The sequence below is a fragment of the Flavobacterium foetidum genome, assembly GCF_004634245.1.
GTDB lineage: Bacteria > Bacteroidota > Bacteroidia > Flavobacteriales > Flavobacteriaceae > Flavobacterium > Flavobacterium foetidum.
In genome coordinates, this window is sequence record NZ_SJTF01000019.1 from 68,532 (window position 1) to 90,601 (window position 22,070).

A 22,070-nucleotide genomic window follows, 5' to 3' on the forward strand; every position below is an offset into this window, starting at 1 on the left:
AAAAACTCAATTAATTTTTACTTCATTTTTAATCGCTTCTAAGACTTTTACGTCTTTATCCCAAATCATTTTTCTGCCTTCGCTGTTTAATGTGATATCCTTTGTTGCACTTCCGCCTACCCAAAACATTTGGTTTTCTCCAGTCGATTTAAAGCCCTGAATGTTGACATTCTGACTGTTCGAAAAGCTAACCGCAATTCCGGGTTTATCCAATCTCAAATCCAAACCTTTGAATTCGATTTTACTGGTATAATTCATCTGAATGCCAACATCTGCACGAATAATCATATTCTCAAACTGAATATTTGAAACAGGCATTTCTGGAATTCCCATAATTTTCATAGCCTGAGAAGCGCCGTTGACATAAATGTTTTTGAAGTACATATTTTTGAATGCAGGTGTTTCCTCTGAAATCGGCTCTTTTGCGACTGCCACTTCGCCTGTGTCTTTATCTTCTTTCAACGATTTTCCAAAATAATACAAATTGAAGTTGATGGCGTCTGTCGGAATATTGTTCATTCGGATGTCTTCCATCCAGATATTCTCTACAATGCCTCCACGCCCGCGAACTGATTTAAAACGAAGACCGCAGTCTGTTCCGTTAAACGTCAGGTTTTTGGCATAAATATTTTTAACTCCGCCCGACATTTCACTTCCAATGGTAAAACCTCCGTGTGCGTGATAAACGACACAATCCGTAATTACAAACAATTCTGTCGGTTTTCCGCGTTCTCTACCTTCTTTGTCTTTTCCTGATTTAATGCAGATTGCATCGTCTCCAACATCAAAACGGCAGTTGGTTACCGATCCGATTCGACAGGATTCTAAATCCAAACCATCGCCATTTTGAGAATACCAAGGGTTTCTGATAGTCAAATTGCGCAGCGTAAGATGTTCACACATTAACGGATTGACATTCCAAGCCGGAGAATTCTGAAACGTAACACCGTCTAAAAGCAGTTTTTTGCAGTTCACAAAATTGACCATAACCGGACGAAGCGCTTCTTTATAAGGCTCCATGTTTTCTACCGTTTGCTTTTTAGGCAGTTTGTCTTTTTCTTCATTACCCAAATAAGCTCCTTTTGATGGGTACCAGATTTTACCGTCTTTAGATAAAACACCACCCGATTTTATGAGTTCGTTCCATTGGCCCGCAGTCATTTTTCCAATTTTTACTGGGCGCCATTTAGCGCCATTTCCATCAAAAATACCTTCTCCGGTAATGGCGATATTTTCTAGGCCAACGCCCATAATAGGCGATTCACAGCGAATGACTTTATTACCTTCAAAATAAGATTCGATGAGTTTGTATTGTTTTAAATCACTCGTAAAAGAAATAAATGCACCGTTTTGGGTATGGAGATTTACATTGCTTTTCATTTTTATCGGTCCAGTTGTCCATAAACCTGCCGGAATTACCACAACGCCACCGCCCGACTCCGAGCATTTCTCTATTGCCTTGTTAATCGCATTTGTACAAAGTTCTTCTGTATTGGGAACCGCGCCGAAATCGACAATATTCAATGTATCTTTTTTAAAAATCGGAATCTGTATTTCGGGCATTTTAAACGGAAGTTTTAAACCTGAATCAGCTTTTTTTGCTTTCAGATTTGAAGTTTCTTTCTTTTGACCAATACCCGAAAAAGCAGTAAAAAGAAATACTGTTATAAGAAGAGCATTTTTAATTTTTATCATAATTATTGTTGTTTGGGAAACATTATTTTTTGTCTAAAACTTTTTGAAGTTCGATACCCGCCATAATAAAAGGCCCGACTGCTTTTGCATCATCATCTCTGATGGGTTCCGAAATATAATAGTCAAATGAGCCGTCGCGATCTTGCGGATTTTTCCCGCCTAATCCAGCAACCGCACAACATTTTGTTATAGAAATCGTTCCGTCAGGGTTTTCTTTGATGAACTCTTTCAAGATTCCATTAAAACCTTTTTTTGCCGATGTCAAAAACTTTTTGTCTACATAACCTTTGTTATAGGCTTTGGTAAATGAATAGACAAACATGGCAGAACAAGTCGATTCCAGATAATTTCCTTTTCTTCCTGGCTGGTCCATAACCTGCCACCAAACGCCTGTTTTAGTATCCTGAGCTTTTAAGACTGCTCGATAAACTTTTTGAAGAATTTTTATTAAATCTTTTCGTTTGGGATGGCTTTCAGGAACAAAATCTAAAATATCGACCAATGCCATACAATACCAGCCTTGCGCGCGTCCCCAAACATGCGAAGAAGTTCCAGTAGTTTTATTCGCCCAAAACTGAACTTTCTTCTCATCATAACCATGAAAATTCAAACCAGTTTTAGGTTCGTATGTGTGTTTCTGAATCAATTCTGCCTGTAAAATAGCGTCATCAATTGCTTTCGAATCATTAAAAACCAATCCATATTGTGCAGAAAAAGGATCGGCCATATAAACGCCATCCAGCCACATCTGCCACGGATAACTTTTCTTATGCCAATAACCGCCGTCTGAATTTCTTGGATGACCTTCTAATTGCTTGTGAAGCATATCCATGGCTATTTTATAGCGTTCGTCTTTGGTTTTAGCATAAATCTCAAAAAGTATTTTGCCCGAATTAATTAAATCCAAACTGTATTTCTCAAGTTCGTAACCACCTCCGATTTTTCCGTCCTTATCAATAAGTTGCTCGGCATACGAAAGTCCGTAATCCCAATATTTCGCTTCTTTGGTATAATCATACAACTGCTGATTAGCGAGCGTAACCAAACCATTGGTATAATTCCATTTCGGAAATTTTACGCCATCGAGATACACAGGATTTGGAACTCTTTTTTGGTCTGAATCGGCCATTTTCTTAGCCCATTCAATTGGCGTAACTTGTGATTGTCCGAATGAAAGTAAATAAACTAACAATGCGAGAACACAATATTTTAGTTGCTGTTTCATAATTTCTTAATTTTCTTCGACCCTAAACCAATCATAATCAGCATAGCTGCTGTCGTTAACCGCTTTTGTTCCCGAGGCAAAAAGTCCGATTTTAGCGCCAACCCATCTTCCGGCGCTTGGTTTAAACGATTCTCCCAGCTTTTTAAAACTCTTACCGTCCAGACTGTAATAAAAAGTAACTCGGGCATCAAAAGGCTCTTTATTCTGAATCATTTCTACTTTCGTTCGCAGATAAACTTCTTTCTTATTAATGGGAATTACAGCCATTTCTTTTTCAGCTTCTTTAGAAGTTCGGGCATTTTTCAGCGAACGCTGCACCAGATTTAAATTCCCTATTTTATCCTGTTCTATAGCGATATATCCATAATCTTCCCCAAAAACAATCAAACCAGAATTACTGATTCCTGCTTCGGGATTATTTTCAAAAGTTAGTTTTGCAGTCGCCGTAAAATTTGCTCCTGGAAATTTCTGCAATAAAAGATTCGGCATCATCCACATGGTTTTGACATTGTCTTCCCTCGGAACACAATTCAAACGCATAAAACCTAAATTAGCCGAAGACCATCCCCAATGTTTCGCAGGATCTTGGTTGGCTTGCCATTGCCATTGCAATCCCAATTGATGGCTATTAAATTCATCTGAAGAAATCAAAGGCGTTGCAGGATAAATTTTCCCAACATTTGGTTTTGTCCATTCCAGAACGGGTTCACCAATTCCGTCTTTATTCGAATCAACTCCCATAATCGGCCAGTTGTCTTTCCATGTTACAGGTTGTAAGTTTACCACTCGGCCATAAGCCCAGCGATCCTGAAAATGGATAAACCAGCCGTCTCCATTTGGCGTTTCTACATAACCTCCCTGATGAGGGCCATTCATTGGTGTGTCACCTTGATGCAAAACGACTTTAAACTCATAAGGCCCCCAAACATTTTTGGAGCGCATGGCCAACTGCCAACCCGGTTTTACACCTCCAGCCGGAGCCATTAACCAATAAAATCCGTCTCGCTTGTACATTTTAGATCCTTCAACAGTAGTGTGACCTTTATGTCCGTCGAAAACTAATGAAGGATTTCCAATTAATTTTGTTCCGTCTAATGCCATTTCAGAAAGCATCAAAACGGTTTTTACATTGGCTCGGCTTCCAGCAAAGGCATAAGATAGATAAGCTTTGCCGTCTTCATCCCAAAACGGACAAGTATCGATTATTCCTTTGGCTTCTTTTACCAAAACCGGTTCTTCCCAAACACCCGCAGGATTTTTAGATTTCACCATATAAATTCCGAAATCTGGATCTCCCCAATAAATAAAGTATTCTCCATTATGATAACGAATAGACGGTGCCCAAACTCCATCTCCATGTCGAACGGTACGATAATGCTCTACCGGAAATTGATTTTGCAATGCATATCCAACCAACTGCCAATTCACCAAATCTTTTGAGTGAAGGATTGGGAGTCCCGGACTGCTGTTAAAACTTGAAGCAGTCATATAATAGCCATCCTGACCTGCACATACATCTGGATCGGAGTAATCTACGTGCAAAATTGGATTCTTATATTTTCCGTTTCCTAAATCGGCATTCCATCCCTGAGCTTCAGCTTCAGAACACCATACTAACAGCAATAGCAGTAATTGTCTAAATTTCATTTTTAATTGTTTTTACTTTATTGATATAAAAACAGCCTGAATTCTAAAACCCAAAGCTGTTTTCTTCTTTTTTACTGATATGCCTTTACAAACAGTACTCTGAAGTATCCTAACCACAAGGATACTTCATATAGTACTGAACCTAAACAATTAATCAATCTTTAAGGAAGCCATCTCGTATCTCCAACTTTGTTTGTAACAATTGGAGAATTCGAATTTTTAATCATTAAATTTCCGTTCGTTGGATCTACAAATAAATCCTGGGCGCTTACTCCTAATTCTGTTCCCTGAATAGCAGCCGCACCAAGAAGATAATCTGCAGTAGTGTAATTGTTGCCATAAGTAGTAGGCGTATTCGCAGCAATTGCCTGAATAACTTTACCGCAAGCCGATGCTAGCAATACATTTTTGAAAATCAGTGTAGATCCTACTGCCGCTGGAATATTGATCAATGATCTGTTGTAAGCATAATCATAAATCGTAATATTTTGATACTCCAAATGTATCGGATACGCTGATGTTCCGTAATCAAATAAATTTTTGAAGTTTCTATTTTTATCTGTTGTCTGGTAGTAATCTCTCATGAAAGTACAATTAGAGAAAACCGCTCTTTTTACATTATCAGCTCCGGCAGAACCAAAAGCAAATGTTCCATAAGGACCTGAGTGTCCTCCTACCTGATCAAAGGTGCAATAGCTCATATCAAAATTTCCGATTTCTTTGTATTTACCATTTCCTTGATGTCTCCAGAAGCCACGTTTGAAATAATTAAACACACAGTTGTAGAATGTTATTTCATCGACTTTCCAAGCCGTACCACTGTTAAAGAAATAACTGGCATCTATTGTTTGGTAGAAACGAATATTTTCGAAGGCTAAAGAAGATAAATAAGAACCCTCTGCAATATTCCAGTTACCGTTCATCTCAATTTGAGGGCGTTCTCCTTGAGTTCCTCCTGTCAGCTTAAATCCTTTTGATATTGTAAATGGCGTAATTTTAAACAATGAACCTGCTTCTAAGAAATATTCTGTTCCTTCTGGCACTGTTGGGTCATCGTTATTTGCTCGTAACAAGGCATCTAAATCCATTCCTTTTGTAACGATAATTGTCGATGCTGAAGGTCCTGCAGAACGGAAAGACACCTGATTATAAGGTTTGTCATAACGTCTAGGTTTATTGTTATCGTAGATATTTACATTGTATAATGTGTTTTTCTCCAAACCAGTAACGGTTGCCTCGCCTTTGCTAATTTCTGCCGAAGTAAGCTTACGCCCGATAGCTGCAATTTCTGCAGATTGCGCAGGAACCACAGAAATACTATCAACCGGATTCTTAGAAGAAACTTCCCAACTTACTGTAACTTCTGTTTCTGTAATATTCACTTTTTCTATCGGATGCAAAATGGCATCAAATGCAGGTCTGTCTTCTGTAAGCGCATTGGTATAAGCCCATTGCGAATTGTGACCACTTAATTTGTGATTGGATCTTACTCGTATATAGAACTGCGTTTTATACGGAATATCATCCATCAAAATTTGGGTGTCTGTCGTTGTATAAGACTTGTAAAGACTTTTATAGTAATTATCCAAATGCAACTCTACCGTATACGATGCCGAATCATTTACCTTGTACCAAACTATTGCGATTGAATTGCTTTTTACTAAAGGAGCCGGAAGCACAAACTTTGGTTGGAATAAATCGTCAACCGCTTTGTATTTGAATTCATCAGACTCACAGGATATTAACATTTTTGCAAAGGCTATCAAGCTCAAAAATGATAAGATATATATTGATTTTTTAATTTTTTTCATGTTCTGGCGAATTAAGATTAAAAACCGTAATGATTTTGGATGGCTCCTCTATGATCTGTAATAACCTTAGATGGATAAGGACATAAATAACGAAGTGGCGTAGTTGGCGACACAGATGAAGCATTATTATAATTTATAAATCCTCTAAAACTCCATTTTATGTCGTTTCGTGGCTCATAACTCAAGGTTTCATTGTTTAATGAATACCAGCTTACCGCAAAAGGCAATTCTGTGTAGCCAGCAGGACGTGCCTGCAGAATTTCATCTATTCCTTTTATATCTAAAATGGTTCTGCCAGAATTAACAGGATCTGGAATATTTTTATAGTAAATACTTCCTGGAACCAAATCGATGCCCGGAACATAAGCTCCATTGGCTACACGTCCCCAATTATAAAGTTTGTAGTATTGATTGTAAATCACCTCACTGAATTTATTCCAGCGTGCCAAATCGAATTTACGTTTGCTTTCGCCACCAAATTCCCATTTACGTTCATCCATTATTGCTTTAAAAAATGCTTCTTGAGTTGACTTCGATGCCACATAATTATCAACCTTAACAGACCAATCTGTTTGTGCAAAAGCTCTTCTTCTCACACGTCTCAAACATTCTTTCGCATCTTCTCTTGGACCAAAACGTTCGTTTACTGCTTCAGCATACATTAAAAGGACATCTGCAAAACGCATCCACGAATAATTGATTCCCGTACCTTTTTCACTAGTACTTCCCAGAGGATTATTCATCCATAATTTGGACCATTTTCCAACTGCTAGACGAGCCAGATCCAGACGTATAACCTGATTTAGATTTTGATCGTATGAAAGCGGTGCGCAGGTAATATCTCTTCTTAAATCTTTATTATCAAACGTGTAAAGATATTCTCCACATAAACTAAGAGTTCCTGACGCAGGTCCGTAAGGATGATTTCCTTCTACAATCGGAATTCCGGCAAAATAACCATATTCACCCGAAGAGTTTTTCAACATCGGAATAGAAAAAATCACATCATCATTAACGGGTGTTTCCCAATTGCTTTGCTTCACCCAAAAATCTCTAAAACTCAGTTTTAAATCATGCTGTCTTCCTTGAATAACTTTCTCCAGATATTGGATTGCAATATCGTAATATTGCTCATGGTTCTTTCCTCTTTCCATATGTCCGATACTTGCAGGATTTCCTTCGTCAGGACGCAACGTCCACCCTCCTCTTGTAAGCGCCAGCAAACCAATCAAACCTTGATTAAAGCTTCTTGAGGCACGTTCTGTTCCGTAATCTAAATCGCTGGCATTTTTCATTAAAGGCTCAACCGATTTTAAGTCATCAATCAAAAACTCCAAAATCGTATTTCTGTCAGTAACTCCAACAGCAAAATTCTCATCGCCTGTAGACGATTTTGTTCTGAAAACAACATCTCCCCAAATACGAATCATGTCTAGATAAATCATGGCTCGAATCGTTTTGACCTCGCCATACATCTGTGTTATATTAGTAGGTTGCGATTTAGGATCTGCTTTGTACAAATCTGAGTTTTCAATTCCTTCAAGCACATCATTGGAGTAATTTATAATTTTATACATGGCATTCCATGTCGAATTTAAAGTAGTCCAATAAGGCTTTGGGTCATAACAGGCAATATCAGAGCCGTTTCCGTTTACTGTATTGGTAGAAATACCAGACATTTCGACGTCTGTATTCATATTAAAAACAAATGCAAGGCGATTAGAATAAGCATCTTCTGCCAACATAAGCGTATAAATACCCGCAATGGCAGATTGAATGTCTTTTTCTGATTTAAAAACTTCTGCCTGTGTAAAGCCGGATCCAGGCTGTACATCTAAATAATCTTCGCAGGCTGTAAAAGACAGCGCAAAAATTAACAGAAAACTTACTACTATATTTTTCATCATTATGTGATTTAATTCGTTTAATTAAAATGACATCTGAACACCAAAAGCATAATTACGTGTTCTTGGGTAAGAATTGTAATCTATATTCGGCGTAAGACCGGTCTCTAGATTTATTTCCGGATCGTATCCAGAATAGTTCGTCCAAATAAATAAGTTGCTTCCTGTGGCGTACAATCTGACTCTGCTCAACCCGATTGCTTTGCTTTGTTGCTTTGGTAGTGTGTAACCAAGACTCAAGGTATTTAATCTTAGGAAAGAACCGTCTTCAACTGCATACGACATCGCAATAGGACGCCCAATGCTGGTAGGATTCCACATGGTGGCATTTTCATTTTGTTTCGCCAGCATATCTGGTGAATAACGAAGGTCATTTCCCATATCGTCAAAATTTCTCCAACGATTGTTAAGCCCTACTTCCATACCTAGATTATTTTGATTGTTTTGGTACCAAGAAGTCATCATGATTTTATTGGCATTATAAACATCAAAACCAGACATAAAATTGAAGAAAGCGGTTAAATCGAAATTTTTGTAAACGGCATTTATACCAAATCCGCCAGAAAAATCAGGATTCGTATCTCCGATTACTTTTCGGTCCTTATCTCCCACTACATAACTATTAGGATCATTTGGGTCTGTCGGAGTCAGTTTTTTAAACTTAGCATTACCCGGACGTGGTTCGCCAGAAAGATTTTTTGAGTTTGCCACTCCTTCTTTTAGCTTCCAAGTTCTAGTTACAGCGTCAAAAGATTCAAAATCGTCCATCGTGTAGAAACCATCGTTTACAAAACCGTATATCAAACCTTTTGTTCCGCCCACATAAGCACGATAATCATCATCATTCAATAATTGTGTTCCTGCCCAGCCAGAGCTCAAAATCCATTCTTGTTCTCCACTTGCCAGTTTGTCAATTCTGTTTTTGTTGTAACCAATATTAAAAGTCAAATCAAGTTGAAAATCTTTTTTCTTGATAACACTTCCGTTGATGGCTAACTCAACTCCTTTGTTGGAAGTCTGACCAACATTGGTCATTATTTTGGTAAATCCAGAAACTGAGGCAATATCCGACGGCACCAACAAATCTTTTACTCTATTGTAATAAAAATCAAGAGTTCCTGTCAGTCTTTCTTTAAAGAAACCAAAATCGAGACCTACGTTTGCTGTATAAGTCGTTTCCCATTTTACGTTTGGATTATTAAGATATTGACTGTTGTAAAAATTGTAGTAATAATGATTTTCTTCTCCCCATCCTACAGAACGATCTCTAGAAACGCCATAATATTTGGCATACAAATCGGCTTTAATCCTATCGTTACCAGATGCTCCGTAACTCATACGAAGTTTTAGGTTGGATATAGTCTCATTGTCTTTTAAGAATTTCTCATTTGAGACTCTCCATGCAAAAGCTCCCGCAGGAAAAACTCCCCATCTATTGTCGGGTCCAAATTTTGTAGAACCGTCTGTACGAACGGTAAACGTAAACAGATAACGATCATCGTAGCCATAATTTGCTCTTCCGAAAAATGAAGAGATTCTGTTAGGAGATTCAGACAATGAGCCATTATCAAAAGGAGTTCCCAGAGCCAAATTATCTAAAGCTTTTGGTCCTGTAATGTCTTCAGGAAAATAACGGGTGCGATAAAATTTAGCAGAAGATTCCTGGTCTTTTATCTCCTGTCCAATCATTAACTGGAAGTCGTGACGTTCTTTTAATTTAAATCCGTAGTTTAATACGTTATTCAATTGCCATCTCGGAGATTGTTTCATAGACCAGTATACCAATGGCAAATTGTTATTCTCTAATGCCGTTCTGGTATCGGTACCCCAAAAACGTCCATCTTCTTCATATTTATACTCATAACCAAATGAAGAACGCAATGTCAAACCTTTTTTAATTGTCCAAGTTAAGGCTCCAGTGGTGTTGAATATTCTGTTAATGCGTTTTCTGTAATTTTTTTGTGCTTCCTCAAACGGATTAAATCGTGGTCTTACTTCGTAATCATCTGGATCAAAATAAGTATTATCATCTGGCAAAGTCATGTATTCTTGCAATCCAGATGTCGGAGCTTCGCGCAAAGCCCTAAGCAAACTCACTCCTTCTGTACCTGAACCATCAATGGTTTGATTGGTTAAACGAGTTTGATACTCAAACATTAGATTGTCCGTCAGTTTAGAGTTCATAATCAAATAAACATAATTTTGACGCATTCCAGTTCCTACCAAAGCTCCAGGCTGATCCTGATTTACGAAAGTGAATTTGAATTTTGTTTTTTCGCTTCCACCGTTCACATTAATATCTGTGTATCTAGCAATCGGATTACTGCCAAAGATCTCATCCTGCCAATCGGTTCCTTTATTTCCTTTATAAATGTATAATTCGCTCGCTTTTCCATAATTATTATAAAATGCAGTCGGATTAGAATTACGCTGACGCTCGTATTCGTACTGCATCATCACATATTCATAAGGATCCATTACATCCAAATGATTGGCGAGTGTTTTAATTTGCGTATAATTGTGGATGTTTACAGAAACTTTTCCTGCTTTAGGAACTTTGGTTGTAACAATGATAACTCCATTTGCTCCTCTAGCACCATAAACAGCTGTTGAAGCAGCATCTTTCAGTACTTCGACAGACTCAATATCCGTTGGCGGAATATCATTTAAGTTCGCCACTTCAAAACCATCAACAAGGATCAATGGTGAATTGTCTTCTGTAATAGAACCGCCACCACGAACTCTAATTTTTACTTCTGATCCTGGCGAACCGTCTACGGTAGTAACCTGTACTCCTGGAAGTCTTCCAACTAAAGCTTCGGCAACAGATGCTGTTGGCACTTTTGCCAATTCGGTTCCTTTTATGCTGGCTATTGCACCAGTCAAGTTTTTACGTTTCTGTGTACCATATCCAATTACCACAACTTCGTTCAACTCGCTATTAGATTCTTTCATCTGAACTGTAATTCCAGAAGTTCGCCCTTTTAGCGCTACAGTTTCATCATTAAGGCCTATAAATTTGACAATCAAAACTGCTGTTTCGGGATCTGCTACAGTAACACTAAATTTTCCATCAAAATCGGTTACCGTATTTGTGTTTTCATTTTTTACAATAATAGTTGCGCCAGGAATAAATCCCATATTGTCCCTTACCGAACCAGTAACGGTTACGCGTTTCTGAGCATAGGCACCGCCAGTAAAAAGCAGGACGGTCAAAATGCTCCAGATATATTTTTTTATCTTCATAACTAAATATTATTTGTTTTTATCAGCTCTATCAGGATTATTAAGGCATGAGTTTAGCCACAGCATCATTGTAATGACACTGTAATCCACTATAAGAATGCTGATTAGATTTTACTATTCTATAAGTTTTGCAACAGCTCTATTAAGGCTGATTTAAAAAGAAATCGACATTGGTCACTTTGCTTCCTTCTATCGGAAAAGCTGTATCGAATATTTTTGTCTTTACGACCTGCATGTTCTGGTCTAAACATTCTATTTTTACCCGAACGTTATTAGCTTCTTCACCGGTTTGAAACAGAATAAAATCATCTGTATAATTTATTCCGCCACTTGCAGTTGCTTTACTTCTAGTAACAAACATGTCTTCTTTTACATAAGTCGCATCAGAGACTTTGAAGCCGCTTCTTTTTACAGTCACTGTCGTCTTTATCGTTGAGTAACTTCTGTCGGCTATCACATCCTGAGATTTTAAACGTAAAATTCCTGTCCTAGTAATAATATTAAGTGTTAAAGGTTCTTCAAATGGAGAATTGTAAGCCACAGCATCTGATAAATTAACATGTTGATTTGCCAAGGCCGGCTGCGTCACAATCAGTTCATTTAGATTTGTTGGAGAAGGAATCATCTGCTCTGGAAAATCAGTTGCAACTAATTTATATTTTCCGTTTTCTAACGAAAAAGGATAAAGCGAACTGTAGTTTGCAAAATAATTTCCGTCTTCTTTATAGATAAAAAGAGGTCTTGTCGATATTCCGACATTTAAGTTCCATGGTACGCCGTTTAATTGAAAATCTAATGATTTTACTGTGTAACTATCGTACTTTAGTTCATCATTTGAGCATGAAGTCGATACAAAAAGTATCGAAGTCAAACCCATAATAAGTTTTTTCAGCTTCTTCATATCCATTAATTTAATCTAATGAATAATTCTTTTTCTGGTTTCTTTTTCGGCCATAGGCCAATGCTGAATCAAATCGGGCGAGTTTTTTGGTTTGGTTCATAATTTTGGTTTTGATTGGTTAGTTAATTAGTTAAGATTATGAAACAAAACTAGAAATAGCAGTCCTTAATTAGGGGGAAATATTGCTTTTAAAAAAGGGTTAAATTGCTATTACAGGCACAAATACTGACTATTTACCAAATTATTTTATACTTTTTTACTTTATACAAAAAAATACTCCTTATTAAAAACACAAATCGCAATTACAATGAACCTCCAATCAAGCAAAAAGCCCCATTAGGATAATGAGGCTCTTGCATGTTTATTATTTGAGATAACTTAGCGAAATTTTCGACGGTATTCTGCGGGAGTATAATCGTATTTTGCCCTAAAGCACTTGCTGAAGTATTTCAAATCACTAAAACCGACTTCAAAGCAAACTTCTTTGATCAGTAAATCCTCATTTTTTAAAAGTTCCGCAGCTTCAGCCAATCTCATATCACGAATAAACACTACAGGCGAAACACCGCTAATATGTTTAAGCTTGTTAAAGAAGCTTGCTCGCGACATGCACATTAATTTCCCAAGCTCATCTACAGAAAAATCTGATTTTGAAATATTGGCTTTTACCAGATCAATTACCTGAAGCATGAATTTATTATCCTTGTTAGAGATTTGCAATGATTTTTCTGCTGTAATTTCGGCAATACTTCCTGTTGAATACAATTGTTGCAAGCGAAAACGTTGCTCTAAAACATTTTTTACTCTTGCCTTTAAAAAACTCACATTAAATGGTTTAGTAATGTAGTCATCTGCTCCATATTCTAATCCTTCAAGTTTACTTTCGATTGCGGTTTTTGCACTAAGTAAAATAACAGGAATATGACTCACATCAAAATTGCTTCTAATAACTTTTAGCATTTCAATTCCATCCATTTCCGGCATCATAATATCGCTAATAACAAAATCCGGAATCAACTCTACTGTTTTTAGGTGACCTTCTTCTCCATTTACGGCTGTAAAAACATTGTAATCTTCTTTTAATACAGAAACTATGAAAGCTCGCAATTCTGGATCGTCTTCTACGACTAATCCGATGGGCTTTTCTCTAATCTTTTCACCATTCTCTTCAAAAACAGACGTTCCGTTTTCGTCTTCATCCAAAACTTCAGCTGTTTCTTGAAATAGTACGACATCATCAGAAAAATGTTCCGTCCCTTTTAGGAAACAGACTTTAAAAGTAGTACCCTTACCCTCTTTTGTTTCTACAGAAATTGATGCTCCGTGTTTATCAACGGAATCTTTTACAATCGAAAGACCTATTCCTGTACTTGGATTAAAAGGATTCTCATTATAATTTGAAAAACGTACAAATAATTTTTTCTGAATAGTTGGGCTAATTCCAGGACCATTATCCTTAACTTTTATACTGACATTAGTATCAGATTCTTCTATCTGTACTTCAATCAAACTCCCTTTTTTACAATATTTAAATGCATTCGAAAGTAGATTTACAAGAATTTTATCGAGACTATCTGGATCTGCCCAAATCTGCAAATCTTCGCCACTGCTACTTATCTTTAATTGAATATGACGTCGAAGGCTTACATCTTTAAAACTTTTTGAAACATCAGTTACAAATTTTCTCAAATCTATCTTTCTGACTTCTAGTTTCTTATCCTGCATTCTCCTCAAATCCAAAATCTGGTTTACTAGATTTAAAAGCTTATTGCTGTATTTTTCGATTGTTCGGAGTTGCGACTTTACTGATTCTTCTATACGGTTGTCTGAAAGCATTACTTCCAAAGGAGCAGTAATCATTGTAAGTGGTGTTCGTATTTCGTGCGAAATGTCGGTAAAAAAGTTCAGTTTTAATTCGCTCATCTCTTTTTGAACCCTAACATCATGGCGAAGTTTTAAAATAGTTAAAATAGTACGGCGTGTTAAAAAAAACAGACCGCATGCTAATACTAAATAACAGCAATAGGCAAAATAGGTTCCCCATACAGAAGGCCTGATGGTAATCTTTATTTCTCTTTCGTTATTAAGCCATAAATTATGTCCGTTTGTAGAAGATACCAAAAGAGTATAATCTCCCCTGCCAAGATTGGTATAATTAATTGATTGTCCGGCTTTAAGGTAGTTCCATTCCTTATCAATTCCTTTAAGTTTATAGCGATAAACTATATTTTCGTTCTTAATAAAATCCAAAGCCGAAAACTGTATTCTGAAAAAATTCTGATCATGCTGTAGTGTCACTTCTTTCAACATATCTGGATTTTTAGGCGTTTCCGGATTGACCTCAAATAGTTCTTTATTGTTGACTAAAAATCCGGATACAGCCAAATATGGCTTAAAAGCAAATGGTTTTATAGCTTCGGGTTTAAAATAAATTAGACCATCAGAATACCCAAGAGCAACTTCGCCATTCTGTAGTCTGCATTTGGTCGCTTCAGAAAAAATTTCGGTTCCAATAATAGATTTAAGTTCCGGAAAAGTTTCGCAACTGTTGTTTTTCGGATCAAAACGTGCCAGCTGATTGTCTCCCATAAGCCATATTTTTCCGAAATAATCTTCCTGCATTCCAACCACACCTTCTAGTGGAAAAGCAAAATTTTCATTCCAAAACGATTTCGACTTTACATAGTTTTGCTTGTCTATTTCCACCAAAATAAGCCCCTTTCCATTTGTCGCCAACGCAATTTGATTGCCTGATGTAACAATAACATCCAAAATATCGTTACCTGATGCATGATAATATTCTTTAAAATGAATTTTATCAGGTGTTTTATTTTTTTGCGAGATGCCAAGAAGTTTGTAAGAGGAGACAAAAAAGAGCCTATGATCTTTAGTTTCTACAATCGAACGTACTTTATCGGCACTTCCGATAGGATAATTTTTCAATTCATTTCTATAACTGATAAAATGGATATTATCGTTTGAAAAACGAATCATATTGATTCCACCACCCCATGTTCCTAAATAGATATTACCGTCTGAAGCCTGAAAAATTTTATAGACGTCATCTGAACTTATACTGTATTTATCATTTTGATTGTACTTGAAATGTTGCACTGTAAAGTCAAAAGGATTTTGCTTCGGGCTAAGACAAAAAACACCATTTCCTCTAGTACCAATCCAAATTCTGCCTTGAGCATCTTGCATCATGCTGTAAATATCCGCACCCCATGCAGATCCCCCGTCAGATAACATACCGTTTGATCCCAAAAATCCGATTTTCTTTTTTTGAGGATTAAAAATTTCGATTTTTTCGTCACGGCTTGCAACCCAGAGATTCCCTTTATTATCGGTCATCAAACTGCGAACATTATGTTTTTTATTATCTGTCGATGTCCGAATATCTAATGTCAAGAAATTACGGTTACTGAAGGTTATCAAATCTAATCCCTGCTTGTAGGAACAAAACCAAAGGTTGCCCAATTTATCAACCATAGCAGTATACATAACGTCTGAAAGAGTTTCTTTCGATTCTTTGATACAGCGCATTACAGAACACAATTTTCCCTGTTTTTCATCCCAATAACCGAACGCACCTTTATTGGACTGAATCCACACCGTGCCATTTGGAGCTGTCAATAGAAAACTTTTTTGTTTTCCTCCTGTTAGGGCTGGCTCACTAGCATCAGTCGGAATTCTCTTAAGCTGTCGAGTTAAAACATCAAACTGAAATAGCCCCGAAAGATTATCAAACCAAAAATATCTTGAACCGGTTAGTCCCAAAAAATTAATGCTTTCGGTTGGCATCCCGGCTAAAGTTTTATTAGTATAATAATCTAATTTCGCTGTTATGATATCGTATATGCCAAATCCCCCTTTCTTTGTAATTACAAGAAATTTGTTGTCATTAATCGTATTCAAAAGCAAAATATCTTCTTTTATTCCCAAATCTAAATCAAAGAATGTCCTTGATTTTTTAGTATATCTGGTAAATTTGCCATTATCGCCTGCAAACCAAAGATCTTCTTTGGTTTCCGCCGCCACATTGTACGAATACAACCTGCCTGACAATCCTCTCATATTCGTAAAAAAATACTCTGGAATGTTTCCTGACTTGTTTAATCTGCAAATACCAGATTCTGTCAAAAACCATGTAGTTCCCAAATTATCTTCATAGACATCTCGGATCTTGCCACAATTTTTTACATTATCAAATTTTATGGTTTCGATTTTTTTATCAGTTTCAAAAACCATAATACAGCTTTTATCTTTTGGAAAAAGCCAAGTCCGTCCCGATGGCATTATTTTGAATTCTGTAAAAGCAATATCTGATGTTTTTTTTGCTGGATTGTAAAATTTCAGTTCATTGGTGTCAAAATAATAAATATCATTTTTTTCAGACTGTATCCAGATTCTGCCATTAGTATCAAACTTAAACTTAGACACCCGATTGGATTGAATGTCTAATGTAAGATCTTGCTTTACTTTAAATTTTCTGAAAGAATTTCCGTCGTAACGAATAAGACCATTAAAAGTAGCTAACCAAATAAAGCCTTTTTTATCTTGTTGAATTCCCAAGACACGTGATTGCGTAAGCTTTCCATCATTCGATAAATGAGTTAGAATACCTTTGGGCTGCGCCATACAAAACGCAGATATTAGGCTAAACAAAAAGACAATTATATATCGCTTCAACATTCTTATCATTTATTTTTTAACATAAATCACAAAAATATCAAAATTCTTTTCCTAACCTAGAACAATATCCATAATTAGCTAAATGCCCTCCCTTTATTAACGATTTGACGTCTGTTGCGATTGGTTGTAAAACAACAAAAAAAGACTATAAGCTTTATAACACCTTTTAAATAGCAATTAATCCTAAGGTGAGAAATAGAAACATTTAATTTTGTATTTTCATGTTACTTCAAAAATTCAAAAGATAATCTACTAACTATTAAACCAAAACGATTCCGCAGACAAATGAAAAAAGTATACAAATTCTTGTTTATACTGAGCACATTCTCACTCAGTACTACAGCACAGGAGAAATTTGCATTCCAAAATCCAGCACTTACAATAGAACAACGTGTTGACGATTTAGTTTCGAGAATGACAATCGAGGAAAAAATAAGCCAATTAATGGATTCAGCTCCAGCCATAAAAAGGCTCGGAATACCCGAATACAATTGGTGGAACGAGTCACTCCATGGTGTTGCCCGTGCAGGATACGCTACCGTTTTTCCGCAGTCTATTTCTATTGCATCTTCATGGGACAAAGAATTGGTTCTCGAAGTTGCCAATGCGATTTCAGATGAAGCTCGTGCCAAACATCATGAATATTTGAGACGAGGACAACACGGCATGTACCAAGGATTGACATTTTGGTCGCCAAATGTCAATATTTTTCGTGACCCGCGCTGGGGACGCGGACATGAAACTTATGGAGAAGATCCATATTTAACTGGGCAATTGGGACTTAATTATGTAAAAGGTCTTCAAGGAACCGATCCAAAATACCTTAAAGTGGTAGCAACTGCAAAACATTATGCGGTACACTCAGGGCCTGAGCCTTCGCGCCACGAATTTAATGCCAATGTAAGCGATATTGATTTGTACGAAACCTATCTTCCCGCTTTTAAAACTTTAGTAAAAGAAGGCAATGTATATTCTGTAATGGGGGCTTACAACCGTTTTAGAGGAGAATCTTGCAGCGCCAGTCCATTTTTATTCAATATTCTTCGAAATGAGTGGGGCTTCAAGGGTTACATTGTGTCTGATTGTGGTGCAGTGACAGATATTTGGAAATATCATAAAATTACAAACGATGCCGCCTCGGCTTCGGCTTTGGCAGTAAAAGAAGGATTAGATTTAGAATGCGGCAGCAGCTACAAATCATTAAAAGAAGCACTTGATCGAAAACTGCTTACCGAAGCCGATATTGATATGACAGTAAAACGATTGTTTACTGCCCGTTTTAGGCTGGGAATGTTTGATCCTGACGAAATAGTTCCTTACGCTCAAATTCCTTATTCTGTAAATAACAATGCAGCAAACGATTATCTGGCACGTAAAGCTTCTCAAAAAAGCATTGTTCTTCTAAAGAACCAAAATAACGCACTCCCACTTTCAAAAAAAATAAAAACCATTGCGGTAATTGGACCAAATGCTAACGATATTCAATCTCTTTGGGGGAATTACAGCGGCGTGCCAAGCAATCCTATTACTGTTTTAAAAGGAATTAAAAACAAACTTGAACCTGATTCAAAAGTTCTATATGCTCAAGGAACAGATTTAGCCAAAGGTGTTCCCGCTATGAAGGCAATTCCGTCAATTTATTTTCAGAATGAAAACGGGACACAAGGATTAAAAGCAGAGTATTTCGATAATACCAAGTGGGACGGGAAACCACTCTTTACACGTATTGATGATAACATCGATTTTCATTGGGATATTGAAACACCTGATCCAAGATTGAAAATGGGAAATTACAGTGTTCGTTGGACTGGCTATCTTTCAGTACCCAAAACAGGGATGTATTCGATATCAGAATGGTCAAAACCTTTTATGACCGTTGAAATCGAAGGCGGAAAAAGCACTGGAGGAAAAAACAATCATCATCCGCGAATCAGAGCTCAGAAGATTGAGCTTGAGGCTGGAAAAAAGTATAAAATTGAGGTTAAGTATCAAAATTTCTATGGCGACGCAATTGCACAACTTTTGTGGTCTGAGCCGCAAGAAAACTTATTAAAAGAAGCTGTACAAACGGCTTCTGAAGCAGATGCTGTCGTGCTTGTTCTTGGATTGAATGAGAGATTGGAAGGTGAAGAAATGAAAGTTGAAGCAGATGGTTTTGATGGCGGTGACCGAACCAGCCTGAATTTACCAGCAAATCAAGAGGAATTACTAAAAGCAATAAAAGCTGTTGGAAAACCTGTAGTCTTGGTTTTAATAAATGGAAGTGCGCTTTCTATAAATTGGGCAAACGACAATATTCCCGCAATTCTAACCGCTGGATATCCTGGTCAGCAGGGTGGAAATGCTATTGCTGATGTGCTTTTCGGAGATTATAATCCGGCTGGAAGATTACCTGTTACGTATTATAAATCTATTGACCAACTTCCCGCTTTTGAAAATTATGACATGAAGGGGCGTACATATCGATATTTTGATAAAAAACCTTTATATCCTTTTGGATTCGGGTTAAGTTATACTACTTTTAAATACAATAATTTGAAAATTCCTGCTATAGTAAATGCTGAGAATGATTTTATAATCTCGGTAGATGTAACAAACACTGGTAATTTTGATGGAGATGAAGTTGTTGAATTGTATCTAAAAGATGAAAAAGCTTCGACTGTTCGACCAATACATCAACTAGAAGGATTTCAAAGGATTAACTTGAAAAAAGGAGAAGCTAAAACAGTTAGTTTTACCATAACGCCTGAACAGCTTTCTTTAATTAATAAAAAAGGAATCCGTGTAATTGAACCGGGTACTTTTAAAGTGTTCGTAGGTGGAAAACAGCCAGATGAATCTAAAGATATAGCAGAAGGTAAATTTAAAATTACAGGAAAACTTATTGTACTAAAAAAATAGTTTTGCTTTATTAAAAAAGAAAAAACAATTTCCGACATCAGTTTTGATTATTCTAAAACAGATGTCGGTTTTATCTTTTATGCTTCATTAGAATTAAAGCTTCCCTTATCCGGATATTTGATGCTTCCTTTAAGTTCTTCGACGCGTTTCGGGTCAAACTTCGGAAGCTGTAATTCACTTTTTTCTTTCCATTCTTTAACAGTCTCAGAAATAGCTTGAGATTTTTCATCAGAAAGTGGAATATCGCGTGATACAAAAAGTCTTTGAGAAGGATATGCTAATGAAGTTCCACTGTTTTCGATAATATCCATCATTCGCAACAACAAATCTTCTTGTACTTCCTGTGATGTTTCAAAATTTATTGCTTGAATATAAGCAGTAACTTCAATTTTTAAGGCATCAGCTGTAATACCTGTAAAACGTACAACAGGAGGCGAATCTATTACTTCTGGATGGGCAAACAGCAATGATCTTAGCTCAACCAATAAATAGCGAATTTGATCCGGAGTTGTCTCCATCCTAAAATTAAGTATTGGATTAAATATGAAACGGTCGCGATGAGCAAAATTCTCAATTTTACTGGCCGAAAGCTGTCCATTTGGAATAGTTACAATTGTACGCGCAGAAGTTCGCAACATTGTAGAGCGCATGCCAATAGATTCAACAGTGCCTTTAATATCATCCACTCTACAATAATCTCCAACTCTTAATGGCTGATCTGCGATAAGACTCACACTTCCTACAAAATTTTCTATAGTTTTCTGCGCCCCTAATGCCAATGCTATACCTCCAATACCAAGCGCTGCAAGTCCGGCAGTAACATCAACACCAATAATTCCGAGTATAGCGATAATACCAATAAATACAATAGCAACCTTGGTTGTCCTACTTAAGAATAATATAGCTGAAACGGCAGAAATCCTTCCTCTTCTACTCATTCTGCTTCTTGTAAACATGCTTACAAAATCGGTCATTCTCCATAGCAGAATTAAAAACGCGACAATCCCGATAGTGATTATTATGATACTAAAACGCTGTCGAACTACAATAGATATTCCCATACGTTGCGTAAAGGCAACGAACAAGATTACTGTTAAACACATATGAACTGGCAAAGTAAATGCATTTATTATAGCGTTAACTTTTTCACTCGCAGCTTTTTTCCATAATTTTTGTAAAACAAAAACAATAACAAAAATCAGCAATCTTGAAAGTAAATAGGATACAATCGTCATAATTACTACAACCGCCCAATGACCAATGGGAACATTACCTAATTTTCTTTGAATTAAGACATTAGGCAGCACTCTATCCAAAAATGTTTTTTCGCCAGTTATATCTGCCGAAGCAATTGATTCTACAGTTTCGGCAGAGAAAAGCCATAATGCAGGTTGATTATCTTCTGACTGGTTCTCTACATACAGTTGTATTGTTGTCTTATCTGTTGAAATACTACCAACAAGATCGATGCCTGTTGCTAAGTCATCATCAACACGACCAAATTCTTTGTTGCTTATAATAGAAGACGGAGAAAAATTACCTCCTTGATCCAAAAGTTGCTGAAAAGTTTTTGCAATTCTGATTCTATCCGCTGTTTTTCGGTAGGAGCGTTTGCTCAACACAAAATACTGACTGGCTCGCAAGTAATTTTGATCACCGATAGCTTTAATAAAGCCATTTATTGTACCCTGAGGAGTTCTTCTTCCCAAAGAATCTTCAGGAGATTTTACAGGTTCTTCAGTCGCAGTCTTAGTACCCAATAACTGAGCGGATATAATATTTGGCGCAACTAATGTGAGCAATACCATTAAAAAGGAGAGAAAACGGTTTCTAGCTAAAATCATATGTTCGAGTTTACTATAGCATTTAAACTACTAAAAATAAGAAATATCGCAGAGAAAAGAAATTTAAATGATGGAATTAAGTCTTTTTCCAATACCATAAAGCAAAAAAAAATCCCGATTCGAACGAATCGGGATTCCAAAGAAAGGCGACGACATACTCTCCCACAATGATGCAGTACCATCTGCGCAGGCGGGCTTAAC

Annotated in this window: 10 protein-coding genes; 1 reads left to right on the forward strand and 9 read right to left on the reverse strand. The window is 36.8% G+C overall.

Features of this window, described 5'->3' with window-relative positions; translation table 11 throughout:
- Positions 1 to 6: 6 nt before the first annotated feature.
- From E0W73_RS19910 to E0W73_RS19945, 8 genes are all read right to left on the reverse strand, one after another.
- Positions 7 to 1,695: a glycoside hydrolase family 28 protein gene (locus E0W73_RS19910; RefSeq protein WP_135223795.1), complete on the reverse strand. Its 1,689-nt coding sequence runs from the start codon at positions 1,693 to 1,695 to the stop codon at positions 7 to 9.
- Positions 1,696 to 1,717: 22 nt separating this feature from the next.
- Positions 1,718 to 2,920, reverse strand: a complete 1,203-nt coding sequence (locus E0W73_RS19915) for a glycoside hydrolase family 88/105 protein (RefSeq protein ID WP_135223796.1) — start codon at positions 2,918 to 2,920, stop codon at positions 1,718 to 1,720.
- A 6-nt stretch (positions 2,921 to 2,926) separates the two neighbouring features.
- Positions 2,927 to 4,567, reverse strand: a complete 1,641-nt coding sequence (locus E0W73_RS19920; protein WP_135223797.1) for a glycoside hydrolase family 43 protein — start codon at positions 4,565 to 4,567, stop codon at positions 2,927 to 2,929.
- 161 nt (positions 4,568 to 4,728) lie between these two features.
- Entirely contained in the window at positions 4,729 to 6,378 is a 1,650-nt protein-coding gene (locus E0W73_RS19925) for a DUF5123 domain-containing protein (protein ID WP_135223798.1), read from the reverse strand.
- Positions 6,379 to 6,395: 17 nt separating this feature from the next.
- Entirely contained in the window at positions 6,396 to 8,282 is a 1,887-nt protein-coding gene (locus E0W73_RS19930) for a RagB/SusD family nutrient uptake outer membrane protein (protein ID WP_244248522.1), read from the reverse strand.
- A 24-nt stretch (positions 8,283 to 8,306) separates the two neighbouring features.
- The gene (locus E0W73_RS19935; RefSeq protein WP_135223800.1) at positions 8,307 to 11,528 is read right to left on the reverse strand and encodes a SusC/RagA family TonB-linked outer membrane protein; all 3,222 of its coding nucleotides are present in this window, start codon (positions 11,526 to 11,528) and stop codon (positions 8,307 to 8,309) included.
- Positions 11,529 to 11,670: 142 nt separating this feature from the next.
- Positions 11,671 to 12,429, reverse strand: a complete 759-nt coding sequence (locus E0W73_RS19940; protein ID WP_135223801.1) for a hypothetical protein — start codon at positions 12,427 to 12,429, stop codon at positions 11,671 to 11,673.
- A 378-nt stretch (positions 12,430 to 12,807) separates the two neighbouring features.
- Positions 12,808 to 17,070: a hybrid sensor histidine kinase/response regulator transcription factor gene (locus E0W73_RS19945; RefSeq protein ID WP_162847736.1), complete on the reverse strand. Its 4,263-nt coding sequence runs from the start codon at positions 17,068 to 17,070 to the stop codon at positions 12,808 to 12,810.
- 339 nt (positions 17,071 to 17,409) lie between these two features.
- On the opposite strand from E0W73_RS19945, the gene E0W73_RS19950 reads away from it, so the two are divergent.
- A complete protein-coding gene (locus E0W73_RS19950; RefSeq protein ID WP_135223803.1) occupies positions 17,410 to 20,025 on the forward strand; it encodes a beta-glucosidase in 2,616 nt (871 codons plus the stop codon).
- Positions 20,026 to 20,102: 77 nt separating this feature from the next.
- Here the strand turns inward: E0W73_RS19950 and E0W73_RS19955 are convergent, their stop codons facing one another.
- On the reverse strand, positions 20,103 to 21,785 hold the full coding sequence (locus tag E0W73_RS19955) for a mechanosensitive ion channel family protein (RefSeq protein WP_244248523.1): 1,683 nt from the start codon (positions 21,783 to 21,785) through the stop codon (positions 20,103 to 20,105).
- Positions 21,786 to 22,070: the final 285 nt, after the last annotated feature.

What these genes read in the sequence shown, in the direction of transcription:
- E0W73_RS19910 (WP_135223795.1), bottom strand. Translation starts at nt 1,695, where the DNA reads ATGATAAAAATTAAAAATGCTCTTCTTATAACAGTATTTCTTTTTACT.
- E0W73_RS19915 (WP_135223796.1), bottom strand. Translation starts at nt 2,920, where the DNA reads ATGAAACAGCAACTAAAATATTGTGTTCTCGCATTGTTAGTTTATTTA.
- E0W73_RS19920 (WP_135223797.1), bottom strand. Translation starts at nt 4,567, where the DNA reads ATGAAATTTAGACAATTACTGCTATTGCTGTTAGTATGGTGTTCTGAA.
- E0W73_RS19925 (WP_135223798.1), bottom strand. Translation starts at nt 6,378, where the DNA reads ATGAAAAAAATTAAAAAATCAATATATATCTTATCATTTTTGAGCTTG.
- E0W73_RS19930 (WP_244248522.1), bottom strand. Translation starts at nt 8,282, where the DNA reads ATGAAAAATATAGTAGTAAGTTTTCTGTTAATTTTTGCGCTGTCTTTT.
- E0W73_RS19935 (WP_135223800.1), bottom strand. Translation starts at nt 11,528, where the DNA reads ATGAAGATAAAAAAATATATCTGGAGCATTTTGACCGTCCTGCTTTTT.
- E0W73_RS19940 (WP_135223801.1), bottom strand. Translation starts at nt 12,429, where the DNA reads ATGAAGAAGCTGAAAAAACTTATTATGGGTTTGACTTCGATACTTTTT.
- E0W73_RS19945 (WP_162847736.1), bottom strand. Translation starts at nt 17,070, where the DNA reads ATGGCGCAGCCCAAAGGTATTCTAACTCATTTATCGAATGATGGAAAG.
- E0W73_RS19950 (WP_135223803.1), top strand. Translation starts at nt 17,410, where the DNA reads ATGAAAAAAGTATACAAATTCTTGTTTATACTGAGCACATTCTCACTC.